Genomic DNA, 22,562 nt, shown 5'->3' with positions numbered 1-22,562 from the left:
TACAGCAGGAAATAGCTCCTGAAAACTATTATTTATTTACTATTTAATTAGCTATAGGCTTCTGAAAGTTCTTTAAATTGTTTTTTTATAAAAATTTTCCCTCTAATTCCCGCTACAAGCAAACCTAAACCTGATAAAATTGCACCGTACATTATAATATTTCCACCAGTTCCAATGGTGAAAATTAATCCAAGTGTAAGTAGTAGAAGGCCATAAAATATTTGTTTATTAAATCTTTTTCTAAAATCTCTCATGGCTATCATATTAACAAAATCAACTTTTATCATTATTACATATGAAAGTTTTAGGTTTCTTTTTTCAATAATATTACTTGTAATAAAGTAGTTTTCCCTTGAATGAATATCAGTTATGTCCCCAAAATCACCAGTCTTCATTACAGTATCTAATATTGTCTCAAAGTTTTGAATTAATTCTTCATCGGTCAGATTTTCATTATTTTTTTCAACTATTTCTTCGATATTTTCTTCAAATTCGGCCCTTTTTTCAGATAAATACTCGATTTGTTCTATTGAAGAAAGGCTCTGAATATAGCTTCTTTCAATTTCATCCTCATCCAACTCAATTTTGGGTTCGCTTTCTGCTTCTTCTTTAAGAATAGTTCTAATATCTACATTTCTATCTATCAAAATTTCATTTGCAACAACCAATGCGTCAGGATTGTATTTACTAGCATTTTTTGTCAGCATCAAAATTAATTCTTCATCAGAATAATGCACAAAACGTTTCCTGAATGTCTCTATGTCCATAATTTACTATTTTGTGTAAATATTAAAAAAATAAATTAATTTTAACATAAATAATTACGAATTTTATATTTTTCAATAAACTATTTTTGGCGTTTCTTTAAAACATCAACAACATCATTTAGCTGGAAACCTTTGGCTTGCAATAAAATTAGATAATGAAACAGTAAATCGGCGCTTTCGCTAAGGAATAAATTATCATTATTGTCTTTGGCTTCGATGACTACTTCTACAGCTTCTTCGCCTACTTTTTGCGCTATTTTATTGATGCCTTTTTCGAACAAAGATGCTACATAACTTTTTTCTGAGTCTGCATTTTCTCTACGGATTTTGATTGTATTTTCTAAATCTGAAATAAAACCATAATTTGCCACATTGGGCTCTTGCCAACACGTATCTGCACCTGTGTGACACGTTGGCCCCACTGGTTTTGCCTGAATGAGAAACGTGTCGCCATCGCAATCATTTTTGATGTCTACCAACTCTAAAAAGTTGCCACTCTCCTCGCCTTTTGTCCAAAGTCTTTGTTTGGAACGGCTGAAAAAAGTTACTTTTTGAGTTTCTATTGTTTTTTGAAGGGATTCTTCGTTCATGTACCCCAACATCAGAACATTTTTAGTTTCGGAGTCTTGAATAATTGCCGGAATCAATCCGTGTGCGCTTTTTGTGAAATCTACTTTCATTTTTTTAGTCTAAAGTTGTAAAGTCGAAAGTTGCAAAAGTAAAACTAAATTCGAACTTCTATATTGTTATTTTTTAATTCCTTTTTCAATGTTTTAATTTCGATTTCTTTAAAGTGAAAAACACTCGCAGCCAAAGCCGCATCTGCTTTTCCTTGTGTAAAAGAATCGACAAAATGTTGTATATTTCCAGCACCTCCAGACGCAATTATCGGAATATTTACCAATTCTGAAAGTCGAGCCAAAGCCTCGTTGGCAAAGCCGTTTTTAGTACCGTCATTATCCATAGAGGTAAATAAAATTTCGCCTGCGCCACGTTGGGCTACTTCAACCGCCCAATCGAATAGATTTAATGCTGTTGGCACTTTTCCGCCCACTAAATGCACGATCCATTGTCCGTCAATTTGTTTGGCATCTATCGCAACTACAACACATTGGCTGCCAAATTTCTGCGCCAAATCATTGATTAATTGCGGATTTTTTACTGCCGAAGAATTGATCGAAACTTTGTCGGCTCCGTTATTGAGTAAAATTTCAACGTCTTCTACAGATGAAATTCCACCACCCACCGTAAACGGAATATTGATTTTTTCGGCGACACTTCGTACCATGTTTATCAACGTTTTACGACGTTCTTCCGTTGCCGAAATATCCAAAAAAACCAATTCATCAGCTCCTTCATCAGAGTAAATTTTGGCCAATTCTACGGGATCACCAGCGTCGCGTAAATCTACAAAATTAACGCCTTTCACGGTTCTTCCGTTTTTTATATCGAGACAAGGTATGATTCTTTTTGCTAACATTTTTTTTTAGTGGTTGGTTAGTGGTTGTGAGTTGCTGGTCAATAAACGATCAAACGACAACCAACAATTATTTACCTATTATATAGTTCTCCAGTTGTTTCAACGAAATTCTGCCTTCGTAAATCGCTTTTCCTATGATCGTGGCCTCACAGCCTAATTCGGCTAATTTTGGCAACTCATCAAAAGTTGAAATACCGCCAGAAGCGATTAGTTTTACTCCTTTCGCTTCCGCTAAAATTTTCGCATACAAGTCAAAACTTGGGCCTTCGAGCATGCCGTCTTTAGCAATATCGGTACAGATTACGTACTGAATTCCTTTAGTTTGATACAGCTGAATAAACGGAATCAACTCTTCATCAGAATCTTCTAACCAGCCTGAAACTGCAATTTTTTCGTCTTTGGCATCGGCTCCTAAAATGATTTTATCCGAACCGTATTCTGCAATCCATTTTTCGAAAATTACTCTGTTTTTTACTGCAACACTTCCGCCCGTTATTTGGTTTGCACCGCTTTCAAACGCAATTTTCAAATCTGAATCTGCTTTTAAACCACCTCCAAAATCAATTTTTAAACTTGTTTTTGAAGCAATTTGTTCCAAAATTTTATAATTGACAATTTTGCTCGATTTTGCTCCGTCTAAATCTACCAAATGCAAATATTCTATGCCGTGCGCTTCGAATGATTTGGCTACTTCAAGCGGATTTTCGTTGTAAATAATTTTGGTATCGTAATCGCCTTTTGATAAGCGAACACATTTCCCGTCAATGATGTCTATGGCTGGTATTATTCTCATTTATTGATGTCTTAAAGTTTGAAAGTCTAAAGTCGTAAAGTATTATTTTTGATTGTCGATTAACGATTTTTGATTTCAGATTTCCTAAATTGGTATTGTAATTGATTTTTGAAATTGATATAGATTAAATTTTAAGAAAATTCTCCAAAATCTTCTCCCCAACTGCACCGCTTTTCTCTGGGTGAAACTGTGTCCCATAAAAATTATCTTTTTGCAATGCCGATGCATATTCTGACTCATAATTTGTCGTTGCAATTGCTGCTTCACAATACGGTGCGTAAAAACTATGCACCAAATACATGAATTCATTCTCCGGTATTCCTTTAAACAAATCCGACTTTAAATCGTAAATCTGATTCCAGCCCATTTGTGGTACTTTGACTTTTGGTGTAAATTGTATCACATCAACATCAAAAATTCCTAATCCTTTGGTAGCGCCTTCTTCAGACGATTTGCACATCAGCTGCATACCCAGACAAATTCCTAAAACGGGCTGTTTCAAATTCGGAATCAAACGATCCAAACCGCTTTCTTTCAGTTTTTTCATGGCCGAGCTTGCTTCGCCAACACCAGGAAAAATCACTTTGTCTGCCGCCAGAATTTCTTCTGGATTATTACTCAAAACGGCATTAAAACCAAGCCTTTCAATAGCAAACATAATGCTCTGAATATTTCCTGCTCCGTAATTTATGATTACTATTTTCATTTATATTAGTCTTAAAGTTGTAAAGTCAAATGTCTTAAAGTCTCTTGCGAATTTCCATAATTTAGGAATCTTTGGACTTTATGACTTTCAACTTTTGACTTATTAAAGCATTCCTTTCGTCGAAGGCAAAATCATTTTCTCTGTGTCTCGTTTCACCGCTACTTTTATGGCTTTCGCAAAAGCTTTAAAAATAGCTTCAATTTTATGGTGCTCATTGGTTCCTTCAGCTTTAATGTTAATATTAGCTTTGGCGCCGTCAGAGAAGGATTTAAAGAAATGATAAAACATCTCTGTTGGCATTTTACCCACCATTTCACGCTTAAATTCGGTTTCCCAAACCAACCAGTTTCTACCACCAAAATCAATCGCTACTTGTGACAAACAATCGTCCATCGGCAAACAAAAACCATAACGTTCGATGCCCAATTTATTGCCTAACGCTTTTGCAAAAACTTCTCCTAAAGCAATCGCAGTATCTTCAATCGTGTGGTGTTCATCAACTTCCAGATCCCCTTTTACCAAAATTTCCAAATCCATTTGGCCGTGGCGCGCGATTTGGTCTAACATGTGGTCAAAAAATGCAATCCCAGTTTCGATTTTACTTTTCCCAGTTCCATCAAGATTTAGGTTGATAAAGATGTCTGTTTCATTGGTTTTACGCGTTATAGAAGCCGAACGTGCTTCTAACTTCAAAAACTCATAAATGGCTTTCCAACTCATCGTTTGAAGAATAATCGTTTGGTCTAATTCTTCGCGTTTAGACGAAATTTCGTTGCTACCAATTCCATCATTATCGTTGATAAAAATGGCTTTTGCACCCAAATTTTTAGCCAACTCTACATCGGTCAAACGATCTCCTAGCACAAAAGAATTTTCTAAATCATACTCGGGATTATCAATATATTTGGTCAACATTCCGGTTCTTGGCTTGCGTGTTGGCGCATTATCTTCTGGAAAAGAGCGATCGATAAAGATATCATCAAACAGAACACCTTCGTTTTCAAAAGCTCTTAAAATAAAATTCTGAGTAGGCCAAAACGTATCTTCAGGAAAACTATCGGTTCCAAGGCCGTCTTGGTTGGTCACCATTGCCAATTCGTAATCCAATTCATTGGCAATTTTAGCCAAATATTGAAACGCTTTCGGGTAAAATTCTACTTTCTCCAAAGCATCCAATTGGTAATTTTCGGGTTCTAAAACAATCGTTCCGTCACGATCGATAAAAAGTACTTTTTTCATATTTACATTATTTTTTGGGCGTGTCCCTCTGGGTCGGGCTTTCGGCTTTATCTTTTGTTCCGCTTCTCTTCACAAAAGTATATCGCCTCTATCCCTCACGCAAAACGATTTTCGATAATATTTTTTTGTTTTGCCACAGATTATGCAGATTAAAAGGTTTTTTTCGCCACGAATTGTACTAATTTTCACTAATTCAATTCGTGCTAATTTGTGAAATTCGTGGCTAAAAATTACACACAATCAAAGAGAAAAATCATTTTAATCATTGAATCTGTGGCTCTATTTTAGCTTAACAACTTCAATTCCTTAATCAAAACTGCATTTTCTTCTGGAATTCCAATCGTTAAACGTAAACAATTTTCACACAAGGGCTGTGTAGTTCTGTTGCGAATTACAATTCCTTTTGCGATCAACTCTTTGTATCTTTTATTGGCATCATCTACTTTTATCAACACAAAATTGGCTTCTGTTGGATATACTTTTTCTACAAAACTAATATCAAGTAAAACTTTAAGTAACTCTTCTCTTTGTTCAATTATAGAGCTTATTTCATTTTTTATTTTATCCGCATCATTTAAGCGTGAGATAGCTCTTTGTTGTGTTAATTCGTTGACATTATAAGGTGGTTTTATTTTATTCAAAACCGAAATTACTACTTCTGAACCATAACAAATTCCCAGACGAATTCCAGCCAGACCATACGCTTTAGAAAGCGTTTGTGTTATCACCAAATTAGGATATTCATCCATTTCGGTCAGCCAGCTTTCTTTCTCAGAAAAATCAATATACGCTTCGTCAATCACTACCAAGCCTTTAAAATTCTGAAGCAATTTTACAACACTTTCATCCGTAAAAGAATTTCCAGTTGGATTATTTGGCGAACATAAAAAGATAATTTTAGTATTTTGATCAACTGCATCTAATATTTTCTCGACTTGCGGCTGAAAATCATCAGAAAGTAAAATCTCTCTATTTTCTACCGCATTAATGTTGGCCAAAACTCCGTACATGCCGTACGTTGGCGGCAGCGAAATAATATTATCTGTCTTCGGCTCACAAAAAGCTCTAAATAGCAAATCCAGCACTTCATCACTCCCGTTCCCCAACAAAATCTGACTTTGTTTTACCTTATTATTTTTCGACAAAATTGCTTTTACTGAGTTTTGCTGCGGATCAGGATAACGATTTACGCCATTTTGAAACGGATTTTCATTCGCATCCAAAAAAATCATTTCGGCAGTATCAAAATCTTCAAACTCATCACGAGCAGATGAATATGGTTTTAGTATTTTAACGTTTTCACGTGTTATTGTATTTATATCGAACTCCATTTTTTTTATTTTTTGAGAAGAGAAAAGAATCAAGAATAAAGATTCAGATCTATCCTTTAACTCTTTCATCTTGCTTCTTGTTTCTATTTTCTTTGTTCTATACTCTTCAATCTTAATGTTACGGCATTTTTATGTGCTTGCAAACCTTCTGCTTCAGCCATAATTTCAATCGCTTTTCCAATGTTTTGAATACCTTTTTCGGAGATTTTCTGGAACGTCATTGATTTCATAAAACTATCCAAATTCACTCCGCTATAATTTTTTGCATATCCGTTTGTCGGCAAGGTGTGATTGGTTCCGGATGCATAATCACCAGCACTTTCGGGTGTGTAATTCCCAATAAAAACCGAACCAGCGTTGCAAACCCCATTCGAATAAAAATCATCAAATTCCGAGCAGATAATAAAGTGTTCTGGCCCGTATTCGTTGATCAAATCTAAAGCGATAGTGTCGTTTTCGACCAAAATCAATTTTGAATTTTCAATGGCTTTTGCGGCGATTGCTTTTCTGGGTAGTGCTTCCATCTGAATTTGAACCTCTTTTTCGACAGCATTAATCAGTTTTCTTGAGGTCGAAACCAAAATCACCTGACTGTCTGTACCATGTTCTGCTTGTGATAGTAAATCAGATGCCACAAATGCTGGAACAGCAGTATCATCAGCCACGATCAACAATTCTGAAGGTCCCGCCGGCATATCGATTGCGACTCCAAATTGCGTTGCCAATTGTTTTGCAACGGTTACAAATTGGTTACCCGGACCAAAAATTTTATATACTTTGGGGATAGATTCTGTACCGAAAGTCATTCCGGCAATCGCCTGAATTCCGCCAACTTTTACTATTTTGGTTACGCCACACAACTGCGCAGCGTATAAAATTGCGGGATTTATTTTTCCGTTTTTATCGGGTGGCGAACATAAAACAATTTCTTTGCAACCCGCAATTTCAGCTGGAACTGCCAGCATCAAAACAGTCGAGAATAAAGGCGCTGTGCCGCCCGGAATATACAAGCCAATTTTTTGGATCGGACGTTTTTCCTGCCAACAATTAACACCTTCAATAGTTTCTACAGCGACTTTTTCTGTCTTTTGAGCGGCGTGAAATTTATAGATATTACTTTTTGCTAATTGAATAGCCTCTTTTAATTCAGTAGAAATTAAACCTACTGCTTCCTGAATTTCTTCTGAGGTTACCTCATAGTTTTCTATAGTAACTCCGTCAAAAATAGAAGTATATTTAGCCACAGCTTCATCTCCTTTTTTCTGAACTTCCTTGAAAATTTCTTTTACAGTAACTTCAATATCATCTACCGTTTTGGTGGGTCTTTTTAGTATTTCAGACCACGTGTTTGGTTTTGGATTGTCTATTTTATTCATTTTTTTTTTTGCTTTAAGCTTAAGGCTGTAGGCTTTAAGCTTTGTTACTTTGTGTTTTTGTTGCAGTAAGCTTTAGACATTAAGCATTTCAAAAGCTTATGGCTTAAAGCCTATTGCCTAAAGCGGGCGAAGCCCTTAAAGAACCATTTTTTCAATTGGACATACCAAAATTCCTTCGGCTCCAGCCTCTTTCAATTGATCGATTACATCCCAAAAGGTGTCTTTATCAATTACCGAATGTACGCTGCTCCAGCCTTCCTGTGCTAATGGTAAAACTGTTAAACTTCGTAAAACTGGTAATATTTTGCCAATAGCTTCTATTTTATGGTTCGGAACGTTCATCAAAATGTATTTGGAATTTCGAGCTCTCAAAACCGACTGAATTCTGAACTTTAAAGTATCGATGTGTTTTTGAATTTCAGGAGAAACCTTTGGTGAAACGGCCAAGACAGCTTCACTTTTTAAAATTACTTCTACTTCTTTTAAATTGTTTTTGAATAACGTGCTGCCACTTGACACGATATCGACAATAGCATCGGCTAGACCAATATTAGGAGCAATCTCAACAGAACCTGAAATTTGGTGAATATCAACGGTCAAGCCAAAAGAATTAAAATATTCGGTAACGGTATTCGGGTATGAAGTGGCTATTCGAAGTCCGGCTAAATCCTGAATAGAATTGTATTCGAAGGTCTTAGGAACCGCTACAGAAACTTTGCATTTTGAAAACCCAAGTTTTTGAATCACCTCGATATGTTTTCCTTTTTCCACTAATAGATTGTCGCCAACGATAGCCAAATCCACTACTCCATCGATTAAATACTGTGGAATATCCGAATTTCTTAGATATAAAACTTCCAGAGGAAAATTGGAAGCTTCTGCTTTTAACTGATCGTTTCCATTGTTGATAGAAATACCACAATCTCTAAGAATTTGAATGCTGTCTTCGTTTAAACGACCTGATTTTTGAATTGCAATTTTTAATGTACTCATTTTTTAGTTTTAGTTAAGATTAATAGTTTGAGTACAAAGAATTAGGAATAAAAAAACCCGTTTGATGTACTCAAACGGGTTTTAAAATATGATGATTTACATGCATACCATTAACACATCGCCTGAGAGCAATAATGAAAATGATGATGATGTAATTGATTTAAAAACATTTTTTATTGAATTTTATTTCTTTGATTCGGATGCAAATATAATAGATTATTTAATAAAAAACGATGTTTTTATTTAACTTAAATGTATTTTTTTGTTAAGAAAAAAATATTTTGGTTTTTAGTTTGCTTCATTTAAGTAAGTCGGAACTTCCAGATCATCAACAAAAGTGAGAGTTACCGTAGTTCCTTCTCCAATTTTACTATCAATTTTAAAGTCAATATGAAGGAGTTCTGAAAGACGTTTTACTATAGATAATCCTAGTCCAATTCCTTTTATTTCTGGATGATCAGATGCTTTTGACCTAAAAAATGGATTAAAAATTACTTCTAAATCTTCTTTGTCTATTCCGATTCCATTATCCAAAATCTTGCAGATAGTTTTACCATTCTCTTTGTAAAGCAAAATCGATACCTGCCCATTATTATGACTGTATTTGATGGCATTTGAAATCACGTTTCTAAAAATAGTAACAATCAAATAATTATCCGAGTTAATAAAGTAAGCTTCCTCTGCATCCACTTTTACAGCGATTTTTTTACTTTTAATTTTAGATGAATTTAACGTAAGAACATCCAAAATTAGCCCATTCAAATAAACCGACTCAGATAAAATATTCTTCCTCTGATTCTCAAAACGCGCTAGTAACAATAGTTGATCAACCAATATATTCAAATTATCAACTTCTCTAACGCAAAAATTTATTTTGTCTTCATATTCTTTTTTATCACGAGATTTACGAATCAATACTTCGAGTGTTCCTTTAATAACTGTAAGAGGCGTTCTTAATTCGTGTGATGCATCAGAGGCAAATTGTTTTTCTCTTTCAAGTGCATCTTCAAGTCGGTCTAATAAATTGTTAATCGTTTGAGAAAGAATATATAACTCGTCTTTTGTTGTCGGAAGCGTAATTCTTGTTTTTAAATTGTTTCTTGTTATGGTTCGGGAAGTATTTATGATAGAATTGATGGGTTTTATACTCCGTCCAGCAAAAAAACGGGCAATAAAAAATAACAAAACTAAAATTAACGGAAAAGTAAATACCAAAATATCGAACAAATTATCTAAAAGTACTCGAGAATAAGTAAGCGACATGGCAATAATCAAGTATCCGACTTTTTTAGAATTCATTATAACAGGAACCTGAACCTGTCGTAAAATATTATTACTGATTTTTGTGTCAAACAATTCAAAATTTTCTACAGAATCATGAAAAATAAGACTCTGTGTTTTAAGATTGGGAGATTTTTCTAAAACCTTTTTATTTGCATCTAAAAACATTACAAAAACTGGATTTACATCAACTGCTCTGTGTTCACGCTCATTCCATTCTTCCTTGTCTGTTAAAATTATTTGATTGTCTTTTACTGTAATTTCATTTAAATGATTTTTGACTTCAATCGTAATATTTTCATCAATATGTTGGTAAACAGAATGTTTTACAATGTAATAAATCGAAAAAAAAACGGCAAAAATAAGTAATCCCGTGATTACGATATAATTTAAAGCTATTCGGCTTTTAAAAGAAATTTGAATCATGTTCTTAATCATTTGCAATGTATCCTATACCCCGAATTGTTTTTATATAATCTTCCTCTATTTTTAAGTTTAGCTTTTTACGAATGGCATTCATAAAAACATCAATAACCCCAGTATCGTATTCAAAATTAATTTCCCAAACATCTTTTAAAATTTGATTACGAGTACAAACTTTACCTTTATTTTTTACCAAATATGTCAACAATGCAAATTCTCGTTGCGTAAGAGCAACTTCAAGATCATTATTGGTTATGATATGTTTTGTCAAATCTATTTTTATACCGCCCAAAGTCAGGATATCTTCCTTTTTGTGGGTTCTAAAATGAATTTTTATGCGCGCCAATAATTCATCAAAACTAAAAGGTTTTTTTATGTAATCATTAGCACCAGCCCTAAGTCCTTCTACCGTTTCCTGAACAGTATCTCTTGCCGTTAAAAAAATAATAGGAGTTATTTCGTCTTTAAGCCTAATGGCTTTGCATACGTCCAAGCCATTAATTTTTGGCAGCATCCAATCTAATATAATCAAATCGAACTTTTTGTGCTGAGTGAGTTCAAAACCTTTTGAACCATCGCTGGCAGTCGTTATCTCATATCCCTCCTCTTGCAATCCTTGTTGCAAAAACTGAACAATACCAAGCTCGTCTTCCACTATTAAAATATGCATTTTGATTTTTTTATTTGGCTAATAATTTAATTTTTATGAGGTGTTTTTAAATATCAAAGATACTTTTTTTAAGCACAAAAAAGTTTCAAAATCATGATTATAGTCAATTTAAGCAATTCTTAAGTTAACGTTAAGCAAGGTAAAAGCATAACCGAGCACTTGTAAAAGTGATTGCTCTTAATTTTGCTAAAAAATATCACATGAAGTTTTTGAAAAAATTTGCACCTCTATATTATCTTGCATTATTTTACCTGATTATCAGTTTTTTGCTTAGAATTATTTTACTATTTCATCCTATCACGCAGTGTACTTTTACTGTTTTCCAAAGTTTAAAAATATTTAGTCTGGGATTATTTTCTGATCTTTTTGTTTTTGTAATTGCAAGTTTATTTTTATGGTTGTATTTGATTTTTATATCGAATTCTAAATACAATAAACCGTATGGATATATCATTTTAGGAGTTCTTACTACTTTGTTTTTATACGTAGCCTCCGGCAAAAGTATCGTGACTGAATATGGTGGTGCTTTGCCTGGAATTGTGTTAATTTTTATCGGACTAAAAACCATTTTATTCGCACTTTTACTGTTTTTTCCTAAATGGAGAGCAAAAATTAGATTTTGGCTTTTTGCCTTTGTGCTGTTTTTGTATGTTTTACTGATTTTACAAAACGGTATAAGTGAGTTCTTCTTTTGGAATGAATTTGGTGTAAAATACAACTTTATCGCAGTCAATTACCTTATTTACACCAATGAAGTAATCGGAAACATAATGCAATCCTATCCTGTGATTCCAATATTTAGCGCTTTATTTTTGATCACTGGTTGTGTTACTTACTTTATTCTAAAAAAAGTAAAAAATTATATTGAAGAAGTTCCAAATTTTACCGAAAAAATAAAAACAAGTGTTCTTTATTTGGGACTTTTTGTCGTTTCGTTGTTTGCTGTTCCAACTTTGGCAAAAGCCGAAAACTCTCGCAATGTATTTGTTAACGAGTTACAATCTAGTGGTTTGTACAAGTTTTATTTGGCTTTTCAGAATAATAAATTAGATTATTTTAAGTTTTACAAAACCCTACCAGAAGAAAAAGCATTTGCGTTGCTAAAGCTTCAATTTCCAACTATTTCAGGAACTACTACTATTAGAAAAATAGAAAGCGATTCTGCAGAAATACATAAAAATGTCGTTTTGATCACGATAGAAAGTTACAGTGCCGACTTTATGAAGTCTTATGGAAACAAGCAAAACATCACTCCTTTTTTAGACAGTTTGGCTCAAAAAAGTTTGCAATTTACCAACTTATATGCGGCGGGAAACCGCACCGTTAGAGGACTTGAAGCCGTAACGCTCTGTTTGCCTCCAACAGCGGGAGAAAGCGTTGTAAAACGAGAAGACAACAAAAATAAATTTTCTACTGGAGCCATTTTTAAGCAAAAAGGATACAACTTAAAATTTATGTATGGGGGCGATGCATTCTTTGATAATATGCAAGATTTTTACTCTGGGAATGGATACGAAATTGTAGATAAATCAAGTCTTTCTACAGAAGAAATTACATTTTCTAATGTTTGGGGAGTTTGCGACGAAGACATGTACAACAAAGCGATAAAAGTTATGAATCTTGAAGCGAAGCAAAACAAGCCGTTCTTCAATCATATAATGACTGTGAGTAATCATCGACCTTTTACCTATCCTAACAATAAAATTGATATTCCGGGAGACATAAAATCGCGCGATGGAGGCGTAAAATATACCGATTACGCATTGCGAAAATTCTTTGCCATGGCTCGTAAACAGCCTTGGTTTAAGAATACCGTTTTTGTGATTGTTGCAGACCATTGCGCTTCGAGTGCTGGAAAAACAGAATTACCGCTGGATAAATACAGAATTCCTTGTTTTATTTTTGGTACTGATATTAAACCGCAAAAAATCAATAAATTGGCATCTCAGATTGATATTATGCCAACTCTTTTTGGTTTGCTGCATTTTAGTTATGAAAGTAAGTTTTTTGGTCAAAATGTTTTACAATCAACTTATCAGCCCAGAGCTTTTATTGCAACTTATCAGGATTTAGGTTTGATAAAAGACAATGTTCTGACTGTTTTATCGCCTAAGCAACGTGTTAGACAATTTAGTTTACATCAAAATACGCAAGAAGGCGTTGCACCGGAATATCAAATCTATTATGATGAAAAATGTATGAAAAAAGAAAGAACCGATTTGGTCAATGAAACGATTTCGTTTTACCAAGCGGCTTCCTATTTGCTGAAAGAAAAGAAATACGAGAAATAGCAACTGCGAAAGTGCCTCTGAAAATGAGTGCCTTAGCCCTGATGGGAGCGGCATCCTTTTTATTTTTTCTTTAAAAATAAAAAGATACAGCGGACAGCAGGAAATAGCTTCTAAAAAAAAGCCTCAAATCGTTATAATTTGAGGCTTTGCTTTATTAAGAAATTAGCATTAATTTCTGATTAACTTTTTGTATTTCAAACGTTTAGGAGTTAAATCACCACCTAAACGTTTCTTTTTGTTCTCTTCGTATTCTGAGAAACCACCTTCGAAGTAATACACTTCAGAATCGCCTTCGAACGCTAGAATATGTGTACAAATTCTGTCTAGGAACCATCTGTCGTGCGAAATTACAACAGCACAACCTGCAAAATTCTCAAGACCTTCCTCGAGTGCACGAAGGGTATTTACATCTAAATCATTGGTTGGCTCATCTAATAAAAGTACGTTTCCTTCTTCCTTTAGTGTCATCGCAAGGTGCAAACGGTTACGCTCACCACCCGAAAGCATGGAAACTTTTTTGTTTTGATCACTTCCGCCAAAGTTAAAACGGCTTAAATAAGCGCGGGAATTTACCTGACGACCTCCCATCATGATTAATTCCTGACCGTCTGCAAAATTTTCCCAGATCGATTTGTTAGGATCAATGTTAGAATGCGACTGATCTACATACGCAATTTTTACAGTTTCTCCCACAGAAAACTCCCCTGAATCTGTTTCTTGCTCGCCCATAATCATTCTGAAAATTGTAGATTTACCAGCACCGTTTGGCCCGATAACACCCACAATACCAGCTTGTGGCAAAGTGAAGTTTAAATTATCATACAATAATTTATCGCCAAAAGCTTTGGCTACATTTTTGGCTTCAATAACGTTGGTTCCTAAACGTGGTCCGTTCGGAATATAGATTTCTAGATTTTCATCCAGTTGTTTTTGATCTTCGTTTAATAGTTTGTCGTAGTTCTGCAAACGTGCTTTTTGTTTGGTTTGACGACCTTTTGCTCCTTGACGAACCCAGTCTAACTCACGTTCTAAGTTTTTACGACGTTTTGAAGCCACTTTTTCTTCAAGAGCCATTCTACTTGATTTTTGGTCTAACCAAGAAGAATAATTCCCTTTCCAAGGAATACCTTCTCCTCTATCCAACTCTAAAATCCAACCTGCTACGTTATCCAGGAAATATCTATCGTGCGTTACAGCGATTACTGTTCCCGCATATTGCGCCAAGTGCTGCTCTAACCAAAGCACCGATTCTGCATCTAAGTGGTTGGTAGGCTCATCTAGCAACAATACATCTGGCTGTTGCAACAACAAACGGCACAAAGCAACGCGACGACGCTCACCACCAGAAAGGTTTTTGATTGGCGTATCTCCGTCTGGCGTGCGCAAAGCATCCATAGCGATTTCTAGTTTGGTATCGATTTCCCAAGCTCCCATTGCATCAATTTTGTCTTGCAAAAGCGCCTGACGCTCCATTAGTTTGTCCATTTTTTCGGCATCTTCGTAGACTTCCGGCAAACCAAAACTATCGTTTATTTTATTAAATTCGTCTAAGACAGCCATTGTTTCGGCAACACCTTCACGTACAATTTCGATTACTGTTTTATCATCATCTAGTTGTGGTTCTTGCTCTAAATAACCAACTGTATACCCTGGAGCAAAAACAACATCTCCCTGATAATTTTTGTCAACACCGGCGATAATCTTCAAAAGCGAAGATTTTCCAGAACCGTTTAAACCCAAAATACCAATTTTAGCTCCGTAAAAAAAGCTTAAATATATGTTCTTCAATACCTGTTTGTCGCTACTTGAGTAAGTTTTACTCAGTTTTGACATCGAGAAAATTACTTTCTTATCGTCTGACATTTCTATTTATTTTTTATTATTTTAATTGTATAACAGTATTCATAATTCAATTGATTTTTCAATTCAATTGAATTTTAAACTCTTCCTTTTAAGGCATTAAAAACCCATGCATTGGCAAAAAAACCAACACCTACAGCTACAAATCCCCAGCCCGAAACATCTCTGTATCTAAAGGCTCCGAGAGCTATAAGTAACAATCCCATTAGTATCATTATAAAAGTGGCCCATCCTAAAATGGTATTTTTATTCATTCCCATAACTTTGTTAATATAATTTTAATGTGGCTTTATTTTTTTGAAGTGCAAATATCGTGAATTTTCACGGTTTAATTAAATATTTTATACAGCATTTCTTTTAACAAATCAGATTGGGGCAAAGCATTGGCGCCTACTCCCTTACTTTTAACGTCGACATCGCGTAAAGCACCTACAATTTGACTCACTTTTCGCATCGGATAATTTTTGATCGCCAAATCGTATTCCTTTAAAAAATAAGGATTTACCCCTATCACAGAAGCGACATTTTTAGGATTTTTATCTTTTAATCCGTGGTATTTTAAAAGCTGCACAAAAAATCCAAAAACCAATCCCGTTGTCATTACCAAAGGATATTCTTTAGGATTATGAGCAAAATTTTCGGCAATTTTATACGCTTTTAGTTGGTTGCGTTCCCCAATAGCTTTGCGGAGTTCAAAAACATTATAGTCTTTGCTAAAGCCAATGTTTTCCTCAATATGTTGTGGTGTAATAACAGTTCCCTGAGGCAAAATAATTTGCAATTTTTCGAGTTCGTTATTGATTTTACTTAAATCGGTACCCAAAAACTCAACCAACATGGCGTTTGCTTTTGGATCAATCGTGTATTTTTTACCAGCTAGTACACGCTTTATCCAGTCGCCTACTTGGTTTTCGTATAATTTTTTGCTTTCGTAAACCACCCCACTTTGTGCCAATAATTTGGTTACTTTTTTACGCTTATCAAGCGTTTTGTACTTGTAGCAAAAAACAAGTACCGTTGTTTCCATTGGATTATTGACGTATGATTCTATTTTATCAATCGTTCTGGACAAATCCTGTGCTTCTTTTACAATAACCACTTGTCGATCCGCCATCATTGGATAACGCTTGGCCGTTGAAACGATATCTTCAACTGAAACATCACGACCATACAAAACCGTTTGATTAAACCCTTTTTCTTCCTCAGAAAGCACATTTTGCTCTATGTATTCTGATAATTTATCAATATAATAAGGCTCTTCACCCATTAAAAAATAAATAGGTTTGATGTTTCCCGCTTTTATATCATTAACAATTTTTACAACTTCATCCATTCCATTCTTTTGTTTCAATTTTTAAATTTCAAGTTTTACCCGAAACCTAAAACTATTTTATATTTTTGCGCTATGCAGCAATTAAATTTTCCTTCTTATAGTTTCCGATTCAAAAATAGCGAAAATAAAGTGTCTATTTTTGATGAAATAAGGAAAAAATTTATCATTCTCACCCCCGAAGAATGGGTTCGTCAACATGTTGTTCATTTTTTAATGAATGAAAAAAAATATCCGAAATCACTCATAAACGTAGAAAAAGTATTAAAAGTCAACGGATTACGCAAACGATATGATGTTGTCGTTTTTGATACTGACGGAACCATTCATATATTAGTAGAATGTAAAGCTCCGGAAGTTAAAATTTCGCAAGCTACTTTTGATCAAATTGCACGTTATAATATGACAATGCAGGCACGGTTTTTGAACGTCACCAACGGTCTCCAGCATTTTTTTTGTAAAATGGATTTTGAAAACAAAAAATATGATTTTTTACGAGATTTGCCGAATTATAAAGATAGAGAATAACCTAAATATAAGATACTTTTGGATAAAATAGCAGTTGTAATTTTAAACTGGAACGGAGCAAAATTGTTAGAAAAATTTTTGCCATCTGTTATTCAATATTCGGCAGAAGCCACCATTTATGTTGCAGATAATGCCTCTACAGATAATTCTATAGCTTTTGTACGAGAACATTTTCCAACCATTAAAATCATAAAAAACTCAGGAAATCATGGTTTTGCAAAAGGCTATAATGAAGCCTTAAAACAAGTCAATGCCGAGATTTATGCGTTAGTCAATTCTGATGTAGAAGTAACAGCAAACTGGTTGCAACCTATTATAGCTACCTTTGATGCAGAGAAACAGACCTCTATTATTCAACCTAAAATTTTAGATTTTAAGAACAAAGAATACTTTGAATATGCAGGTGCAGCAGGCGGTTTTATTGATAAATTTGGTTTTCCTTATTGTCGTGGTCGTATTTTTGATACTTTAGAAAAAGACAATGGCCAATATGATGATTATGCTGAGATTTTTTGGGCTTCTGGAGCTTGCTTTTTTATTCGAAGTGAAATTTATAACGAATTAAAAGGTTTTGACGAATCTTTTTTTGCTCATCAGGAAGAAATCGATTTATGCTGGCGCGCCATAAACGACGGACACAGGATCAAATACAACTCTCAATCGGTAGTCTATCACGTGGGTGGAGCAACTTTGCAACAGGCAAATCCAAAAAAAACCTATCTGAACTTTAGAAATTCGTTGCTGATGCTGGTTAAAAACCTTCCGAAAAAAGGATTATTTTTTATAATTTTTGCCCGAATGGTTCTGGATGGAATAGCTGCGGTCAGATTTTTAACACAAGGAAAATTCAAACATTCAGCAGCAGTTCTACATGCGCATTTTTCTTTTTACTGTGTATCATTGGTTTACCTTAGAAAGAGAAAAGATTTTCAAATGAAGCAATACTATTCGGTAAGAAGTATCGTTTTCCTTTATTATATCAAAAATTTGACTCTTTTTAAAGAAATCTTTAACATTAATCAAAATTTTAAAAACTAAATTTGTAATCAACATAATTAAATTTTACATATATGAGAAAAGTAGTAATTGCACTATCCGTATTAATGGCATTAACGTCGTGTGTTTCTAAAAAGAAATATGCTGACTTAGAAGCTAAAAACAAAGAGACTCAAGATTTATTAAATTCTTGTACCGTAAAACTAAATACTTGTTTAGAAGAAAAAGCAGGATTGGCGGCTACCGCACAAAGTTATAAGGAGCACAATCAAGACTTGATCAGTACCTCAAAAGATTTGACAGTTTTGACTACAAAAGGTGCTGAAAACCTTGAAAAATCTTTAGAAAGCTTAAAAGAAAAAGATTTAAAAATATCAAGACTTCAAGATGCTTTGACTAAAAAAGACAGCGTAACACTGGCTTTGGTTACCAGTTTGAAAAGCTCTGTTGGAATCTCTGATCCAGATATCGAAATTAACGTAGAAAAAGGAGTTGTTTTTATCTCTATCGCTGACAAATTATTGTTTAAAAGCGGAAGTTATGATGTAACTGATAAAGCAAAAACGGTTCTGGCTAAGGTAGCAAAAGTAGTAAACGACAAACCTGATTTTGAATGTATGGTTGAAGGTCATACTGACAATGTTCCTTACAGAAGCAACGGCGTTTTGCTTGACAACTGGGATTTATCTGTAAAACGTTCTACTTCTATCGTTCGTGTTCTTACCAATGATTTAGGAGTGAATCCGGCTAAATTAATTGCTGCTGGTAGAAGTTCTTACATTCCATTAGTAGAAAATGATACACCAGAAAATAAAGCTCGTAATAGAAGAACTCGTATTGTGGTTATGCCAAAAATCGATCAATTCTATGATATGATTGAAAAAGAAATGAAAAAGCAACAACAATAATTTACGCTTTTAACATTCTTTATTATAAACAAAAAGCAGGTCTTACGACCTGCTTTTTATGTATTCATCATTTTTTTAATAACCAATTAAACAGAAATCAGAAGTACATTTTTTTTAAATTAACTAACTAAATTTTAACTTTAATAAAGTTAGTCAAATATATTCAAACTTTTACATAATTTAGGTTTATTTTTACAAAATTCCGATATCTCCTTTTCCTTCCCTTACAATAACGGGTTCATGCTCTGATAAATCAATGATTGTAGAACCAATATTATCTCCGTAACCCCCGTCAATAACCATATCTACTAGATTTTGCCATTTTTCAAAAATCAATTCCGGATCTGTGGTATATTCTATTACATCATCTTCGTCCCGAATAGAAGTCGAAACAATAGGATTTCCTAACTGGCGCACAATTTCGAGCGCAATTGCATTATCGGGAACACGAATACCCACCGTGGTTTTCTTTTTAAATTCTTTTGGTAAATTGTTATTCCCCGGCAAAATAAACGTATAAGGGCCCGGTAAAGCTCTTTTTAAAATCTTAAAAGTAGCCGTATCAATCTGACGCACATAATCTGATAAATTGCTCAAATCATGGCAGATAAACGAAAAGTTTGCTTTTTCTAATTTAACTCCTTTAATTTTTGCAATTCTTTCTAAAGCACGCGAATTGGTAATATCACAGCCCAATCCGTAAACAGTGTCTGTCGGATAAATAACTAAACCTCCGTTTTGAAGCACTTTTACAACTTTTGCAATAGCCGCTTCACTGGGTTTGTCAGGATATATTTTTATAAATTCGGCCATTTTGTTTTTTGTTTAAATTTAATTTGTTTCAGGTTTGTTCAGTTTCAAGTTTAAAGTTTAAAGTTATCAAAATCGATTTACAGACCTAACTAAAAAGTTTGGAAAACCTGAAACCTTAAACTACAAAAATTCCAAACTTCTTTTTTACCCTATAACATCCAACTTGGCAAATCGAAGCAATAGTTTTTTGATTCCGCCAACTTCAAATTTTATTTCGGCCTTTTTATCAGCTCCAACTCCTTCCAAATTTATTACTTCGCCTTTTCCGAAACGTTCGTGCATCACCACATTTCCTATGGTTAATTTACTGTCAAATAAATTAGCGTTTGAGGAACTAGGCACATTTCCTGCAACAGGTTTTAACTTTCGAACGCTAAGATCAGACTTCGATTCGGTATCTGAACTATATTTTACTGGTGGAGTTCCCCCTACCGGTTTTGCCAGTCGCAACTTTGATTTGTCGATATCGCCAAAAATATCACTGTCAATCATGGGTTTGTAACGATAATTACTTTCTGAAGGTGTTAAATATTCTAAATATTGCCCATCGATTTCTTCGATGAAGCGAGAAGGTTCACTGTCTGTTAGTTTTCCCCAACGATAACGTGATTGCGCATACGTTAAATACGCTTGATGTTCTGCGCGTGTCAAAGCTACATAAAATAAACGACGTTCTTCTTCCAATTCGCTTCTGGTGCTCATACTCATGGCACTCGGAAACAAATCTTCTTCCATACCCACCACAAAAACATGAGGAAATTCTAGTCCTTTTGCAAGGTGAATGGTCATTAAAGCCACACGATCTTCATCAGATGTATCTTTATCTAAATCTGTCGCAAGCGCTACATCTTCCATAAATTCTGATAATGCTCCTCTTGCGCCGTCAATTTCTTTCTGACCTTCAGTAAAATCTTTTATACCATTTAATAACTCCTCAATATTCTGAATTTTCGCCATTCCTTCTGGTGTGGCATCTTTTTTTAATTCCTGAACCAAACCTGTTTTTTTGGCCACATAATCGGTGATATAAAAAGCATCCTGATTTTGATCGATAACCTGAAAACTCTGAATCATAGTGACAAAATCATTCAACTTTTGCTTCGTTCCTGAATTCAATTTTAAGTCAATTTTATCAATATTGACCATAACTTCCCAAATCGAACGTTTGTAATGATTGGCAGCAATTGTTAGTTTTTCAACAGTTGTATCTCCAATTCCACGTGCAGGATAATTGATCACACGAATCAAAGCTTCCTCATCTTTCGGATTAATTACCAAACGCAAATAACACAAAACATCCTTAATTTCTTTACGCTGATAAAACGATAATCCACCATAAATTCGGTACGGGATATCTCGTTTTCTCAAAGCGTCCTCCATCGCACGTGACTGCGCATTGGTACGATACAAAATTGCAAAAGAGCCATTGTGCAACTGATTTTGCATTTTTTGTTCGAAAATAGTACTGGCTACAAAACGACCTTCTTCGGCATCGGTCAAACTGCGATGAATTTTTATTTTCGGACCAAAATCATTTGCCGTCCATACGATTTTATCAAGTTTGGTTTTATTATGATCAATAATGGTATTGGCTGCTTCAACAATATTTCGAGTAGAGCGGTAATTTTGTTCTAATCGAAAGGTTTTCACCCCTTCATAATCCTTCTGAAAGTTTAGAATGTTATTGATATTGGCACCTCGAAACGCATAAATACTTTGCGCATCATCTCCTACAACACAAATATTCTGAAATTTATCAGATAAAGCCCTCACAATCAAATACTGAGAGTGATTGGTATCCTGATACTCATCTACCAGAATATACCTGAAACGGTTTTGATATTTAGCCAAAACTTCTGGAAAACGAGTTAGTAATTCGTTGGTTTTCAATAATAAATCATCAAAATCCATCGCTCCGGCTTTAAAACAGCGTTCTACATATTGCTGATAAATCTCGCCCAAACGTGGCTTTTTAGCCATCGCATCTGCCTCTTGCAATTCTGGATTATTAAAATAAGCTTTAACCGTAATCAAGCTATTTTTGTAACTCGAAATACGACCTAAAATCTGTTTGGGTTTATAAATATCACGATCGAGCTGCATTTCTTTTATAATGGAAGAAATAAGTCGCTGTGAATCCTGCGAATCATAAATGGTAAAATTAGAAGGATAACCCAAATGCTCTGATTCTGAACGCAGAATACGTGCAAAAATAGAGTGAAAAGTACCCATCCAAAGATTTTTTGCCTCGCTTGCTCCCACAATATCCGAAATCCTATGTTTCATTTCGCGGGCTGCTTTGTTGGTAAATGTAAGCGATAAAATGCTAAATGCATCCACGCCCTGACTCATCAAATAAGCAATTCTTATGGTTAAAACACGTGTTTTTCCCGAACCTGCACCCGCAATAATAATCATCGGCCCATCTTTTTGTAAAACGGGTTCGCGCTGTGCCTCGTTGAGCTGGTCAATATATTTGTGCATGAAATTTTTTCTGTTTATGCAAAAATAAGAATTTAAAAAGAAAGTTCCTAAGATACTAAGGCACTGAGATTCTAAGTTTTTATCCTGAAGTTTTAAACGCTCTAAATTGTTGACTTTCATTTATTTTGAAGCCAAACAAAAGGCATTTTTTCAGGCAAAGTTCCCGCTTTCGGCTTTATCTCTCCGTTCCACTTCGAGGATACCGCCTCTATCGGGTCTAGAAAACAAACAAAAGGCTTCTTTTGAAAAAGTGGCTAAAATTCTAAGATTCATTAAAGAAAAAATTAGAGGCT

21 protein-coding genes are annotated in these 22,562 nt (G+C 34.5%); 5 read left to right on the top strand and 16 right to left on the bottom strand.

Features of this window, described 5'->3' with window-relative positions; all coding sequences use genetic code 11:
* Positions 1–47: 47 nt before the first annotated feature.
* From LNP22_RS13625 to hisG, 9 genes are all read right to left on the bottom strand, one after another.
* Positions 48–767, bottom strand: coding sequence for a hypothetical protein (locus LNP22_RS13625; RefSeq protein ID WP_229973941.1), 720 nt, complete (start codon positions 765–767; stop codon positions 48–50).
* A gap of 80 nt (positions 768–847) precedes the next feature.
* Positions 848–1,447 (bottom strand): bifunctional phosphoribosyl-AMP cyclohydrolase/phosphoribosyl-ATP diphosphatase HisIE, encoded by a 600-nt coding sequence (gene hisIE, locus LNP22_RS13620; RefSeq protein WP_229973940.1) that lies wholly within the window; start codon positions 1,445–1,447, stop codon positions 848–850.
* Positions 1,448–1,491: 44 nt separating this feature from the next.
* Positions 1,492–2,247, bottom strand: a complete 756-nt coding sequence (gene hisF, locus LNP22_RS13615) for an imidazole glycerol phosphate synthase subunit HisF (protein ID WP_229973939.1) — start codon at positions 2,245–2,247, stop codon at positions 1,492–1,494.
* A 67-nt stretch (positions 2,248–2,314) separates the two neighbouring features.
* Positions 2,315–3,040, bottom strand: coding sequence for a 1-(5-phosphoribosyl)-5-[(5-phosphoribosylamino)methylideneamino]imidazole-4-carboxamide isomerase (gene hisA, locus LNP22_RS13610; RefSeq protein ID WP_229973938.1), 726 nt, complete (start codon positions 3,038–3,040; stop codon positions 2,315–2,317).
* Positions 3,041–3,164: 124 nt separating this feature from the next.
* Positions 3,165–3,746 carry an imidazole glycerol phosphate synthase subunit HisH gene (hisH, locus tag LNP22_RS13605; protein ID WP_229973937.1) on the bottom strand — a complete coding sequence of 194 codons (582 nt, stop codon included), beginning with the start codon at positions 3,744–3,746 and terminating at the stop codon, positions 3,165–3,167.
* A gap of 102 nt (positions 3,747–3,848) precedes the next feature.
* Positions 3,849–4,985: a bifunctional histidinol-phosphatase/imidazoleglycerol-phosphate dehydratase HisB gene (gene hisB, locus LNP22_RS13600; RefSeq protein ID WP_210665238.1), complete on the bottom strand. Its 1,137-nt coding sequence runs from the start codon at positions 4,983–4,985 to the stop codon at positions 3,849–3,851.
* A 284-nt stretch (positions 4,986–5,269) separates the two neighbouring features.
* Positions 5,270–6,316, bottom strand: coding sequence for a histidinol-phosphate transaminase (gene hisC / locus LNP22_RS13595; protein WP_229973936.1), 1,047 nt, complete (start codon positions 6,314–6,316; stop codon positions 5,270–5,272).
* An 83-nt stretch (positions 6,317–6,399) separates the two neighbouring features.
* Complete coding sequence (hisD, locus tag LNP22_RS13590) at positions 6,400–7,692, bottom strand: histidinol dehydrogenase (RefSeq protein ID WP_229973935.1); 1,293 nt, start codon at positions 7,690–7,692, stop codon at positions 6,400–6,402.
* A 135-nt stretch (positions 7,693–7,827) separates the two neighbouring features.
* Complete coding sequence (gene hisG, locus LNP22_RS13585; RefSeq protein ID WP_229973934.1) at positions 7,828–8,685, bottom strand: ATP phosphoribosyltransferase; 858 nt, start codon at positions 8,683–8,685, stop codon at positions 7,828–7,830.
* A 100-nt stretch (positions 8,686–8,785) separates the two neighbouring features.
* On the opposite strand from hisG, the gene LNP22_RS13580 reads away from it, so the two are divergent.
* Positions 8,786–8,932 carry a hypothetical protein gene (locus LNP22_RS13580; protein ID WP_229973933.1) on the top strand — a complete coding sequence of 49 codons (147 nt, stop codon included), beginning with the start codon at positions 8,786–8,788 and terminating at the stop codon, positions 8,930–8,932.
* Positions 8,933–8,973: 41 nt separating this feature from the next.
* Here LNP22_RS13580 and LNP22_RS13575 read toward each other — a convergent pair whose 3' ends face one another.
* Both LNP22_RS13575 and LNP22_RS13570 read right to left on the bottom strand, forming a co-directional pair.
* Positions 8,974–10,392, bottom strand: coding sequence for a sensor histidine kinase (locus tag LNP22_RS13575; RefSeq protein WP_229973932.1), 1,419 nt, complete (start codon positions 10,390–10,392; stop codon positions 8,974–8,976).
* Positions 10,393–10,396: 4 nt separating this feature from the next.
* Entirely contained in the window at positions 10,397–11,059 is a 663-nt protein-coding gene (locus LNP22_RS13570) for a response regulator transcription factor (RefSeq protein WP_229973931.1), read from the bottom strand.
* Between the two features lie 200 nt (positions 11,060–11,259).
* Here LNP22_RS13570 and LNP22_RS13565 point away from each other — a divergent pair, with 200 nt between their 5' ends.
* The gene (locus tag LNP22_RS13565; RefSeq protein WP_229973930.1) at positions 11,260–13,350 is read left to right on the top strand and encodes an LTA synthase family protein; all 2,091 of its coding nucleotides are present in this window, start codon (positions 11,260–11,262) and stop codon (positions 13,348–13,350) included.
* Between the two features lie 168 nt (positions 13,351–13,518).
* On the opposite strand, the gene ettA is transcribed toward LNP22_RS13565, so the two are convergent.
* The 3 genes from ettA to holA all read right to left on the bottom strand — a co-directional run bounded on the left by ettA (position 13,519) and on the right by holA (position 16,543).
* Positions 13,519–15,213: an energy-dependent translational throttle protein EttA gene (gene ettA / locus LNP22_RS13560; RefSeq protein WP_210665246.1), complete on the bottom strand. Its 1,695-nt coding sequence runs from the start codon at positions 15,211–15,213 to the stop codon at positions 13,519–13,521.
* 74 nt (positions 15,214–15,287) lie between these two features.
* Positions 15,288–15,470 carry a CAL67264 family membrane protein gene (locus LNP22_RS13555; protein ID WP_210665247.1) on the bottom strand — a complete coding sequence of 61 codons (183 nt, stop codon included), beginning with the start codon at positions 15,468–15,470 and terminating at the stop codon, positions 15,288–15,290.
* A 68-nt stretch (positions 15,471–15,538) separates the two neighbouring features.
* Entirely contained in the window at positions 15,539–16,543 is a 1,005-nt protein-coding gene (gene holA / locus LNP22_RS13550; RefSeq protein WP_229976387.1) for a DNA polymerase III subunit delta, read from the bottom strand.
* A 72-nt stretch (positions 16,544–16,615) separates the two neighbouring features.
* Here holA and LNP22_RS13545 point away from each other — a divergent pair, with 72 nt between their 5' ends.
* The 3 genes from LNP22_RS13545 to LNP22_RS13535 are packed head-to-tail and all read left to right on the top strand — an operon-like array spanning position 16,616 to position 18,972.
* A complete protein-coding gene (locus LNP22_RS13545) occupies positions 16,616–17,068 on the top strand; it encodes a type I restriction enzyme HsdR N-terminal domain-containing protein (RefSeq protein WP_229973929.1) in 453 nt (150 codons plus the stop codon).
* An 18-nt stretch (positions 17,069–17,086) separates the two neighbouring features.
* Complete coding sequence (locus LNP22_RS13540; RefSeq protein WP_229973928.1) at positions 17,087–18,106, top strand: glycosyltransferase family 2 protein; 1,020 nt, start codon at positions 17,087–17,089, stop codon at positions 18,104–18,106.
* A gap of 32 nt (positions 18,107–18,138) precedes the next feature.
* A complete protein-coding gene (locus tag LNP22_RS13535) occupies positions 18,139–18,972 on the top strand; it encodes an OmpA/MotB family protein (RefSeq protein WP_229973927.1) in 834 nt (277 codons plus the stop codon).
* 192 nt (positions 18,973–19,164) lie between these two features.
* On the opposite strand, the gene LNP22_RS13530 is transcribed toward LNP22_RS13535, so the two are convergent.
* Both LNP22_RS13530 and LNP22_RS13525 read right to left on the bottom strand, forming a co-directional pair.
* Positions 19,165–19,785, bottom strand: coding sequence for an L-threonylcarbamoyladenylate synthase (locus LNP22_RS13530; protein ID WP_229973926.1), 621 nt, complete (start codon positions 19,783–19,785; stop codon positions 19,165–19,167).
* Between the two features lie 144 nt (positions 19,786–19,929).
* Positions 19,930–22,269, bottom strand: a complete 2,340-nt coding sequence (locus LNP22_RS13525) for an ATP-dependent helicase (protein WP_229976386.1) — start codon at positions 22,267–22,269, stop codon at positions 19,930–19,932.
* Between the last annotated feature and the right edge of the window lie 293 nt (positions 22,270–22,562).

The sequence above is a fragment of the Flavobacterium flavipigmentatum genome (assembly GCF_020911905.1).
GTDB classification, from domain to species: Bacteria; Bacteroidota; Bacteroidia; order Flavobacteriales; family Flavobacteriaceae; genus Flavobacterium; species Flavobacterium flavipigmentatum.
Note: the sequence above shows the minus strand (reverse complement) of the source record. Positions and strands in the feature narration are given on the sequence as shown.

Excerpts from the sequence above, each read along its gene's own strand:
- holA (WP_229976387.1), bottom strand. The coding sequence starts at position 16,543 with ATGGATGAAGTTGTAAAAATTGTTAATGATATAAAAGCGGGAAACATC.
- hisG (WP_229973934.1), bottom strand. The coding sequence starts at position 8,685 with ATGAGTACATTAAAAATTGCAATTCAAAAATCAGGTCGTTTAAACGAA.
- hisD (WP_229973935.1), bottom strand. The coding sequence starts at position 7,692 with ATGAATAAAATAGACAATCCAAAACCAAACACGTGGTCTGAAATACTA.
- LNP22_RS13525 (WP_229976386.1), bottom strand. The coding sequence starts at position 22,269 with ATGCACAAATATATTGACCAGCTCAACGAGGCACAGCGCGAACCCGTT.
- LNP22_RS13625 (WP_229973941.1), bottom strand. The coding sequence starts at position 767 with ATGGACATAGAGACATTCAGGAAACGTTTTGTGCATTATTCTGATGAA.
- hisF (WP_229973939.1), bottom strand. The coding sequence starts at position 2,247 with ATGTTAGCAAAAAGAATCATACCTTGTCTCGATATAAAAAACGGAAGA.
- LNP22_RS13565 (WP_229973930.1), top strand. The coding sequence starts at position 11,260 with ATGAAGTTTTTGAAAAAATTTGCACCTCTATATTATCTTGCATTATTT.
- LNP22_RS13555 (WP_210665247.1), bottom strand. The coding sequence starts at position 15,470 with ATGGGAATGAATAAAAATACCATTTTAGGATGGGCCACTTTTATAATG.
- LNP22_RS13545 (WP_229973929.1), top strand. The coding sequence starts at position 16,616 with ATGCAGCAATTAAATTTTCCTTCTTATAGTTTCCGATTCAAAAATAGC.
- hisA (WP_229973938.1), bottom strand. The coding sequence starts at position 3,040 with ATGAGAATAATACCAGCCATAGACATCATTGACGGGAAATGTGTTCGC.
- LNP22_RS13530 (WP_229973926.1), bottom strand. The coding sequence starts at position 19,785 with ATGGCCGAATTTATAAAAATATATCCTGACAAACCCAGTGAAGCGGCT.
- LNP22_RS13575 (WP_229973932.1), bottom strand. The coding sequence starts at position 10,392 with ATGATTCAAATTTCTTTTAAAAGCCGAATAGCTTTAAATTATATCGTA.
- hisC (WP_229973936.1), bottom strand. The coding sequence starts at position 6,316 with ATGGAGTTCGATATAAATACAATAACACGTGAAAACGTTAAAATACTA.
- hisH (WP_229973937.1), bottom strand. The coding sequence starts at position 3,746 with ATGAAAATAGTAATCATAAATTACGGAGCAGGAAATATTCAGAGCATT.
- hisB (WP_210665238.1), bottom strand. The coding sequence starts at position 4,985 with ATGAAAAAAGTACTTTTTATCGATCGTGACGGAACGATTGTTTTAGAA.
- hisIE (WP_229973940.1), bottom strand. The coding sequence starts at position 1,447 with ATGAAAGTAGATTTCACAAAAAGCGCACACGGATTGATTCCGGCAATT.
- LNP22_RS13570 (WP_229973931.1), bottom strand. The coding sequence starts at position 11,059 with ATGCATATTTTAATAGTGGAAGACGAGCTTGGTATTGTTCAGTTTTTG.
- LNP22_RS13535 (WP_229973927.1), top strand. The coding sequence starts at position 18,139 with ATGAGAAAAGTAGTAATTGCACTATCCGTATTAATGGCATTAACGTCG.
- ettA (WP_210665246.1), bottom strand. The coding sequence starts at position 15,213 with ATGTCAGACGATAAGAAAGTAATTTTCTCGATGTCAAAACTGAGTAAA.
- LNP22_RS13580 (WP_229973933.1), top strand. The coding sequence starts at position 8,786 with ATGCATACCATTAACACATCGCCTGAGAGCAATAATGAAAATGATGAT.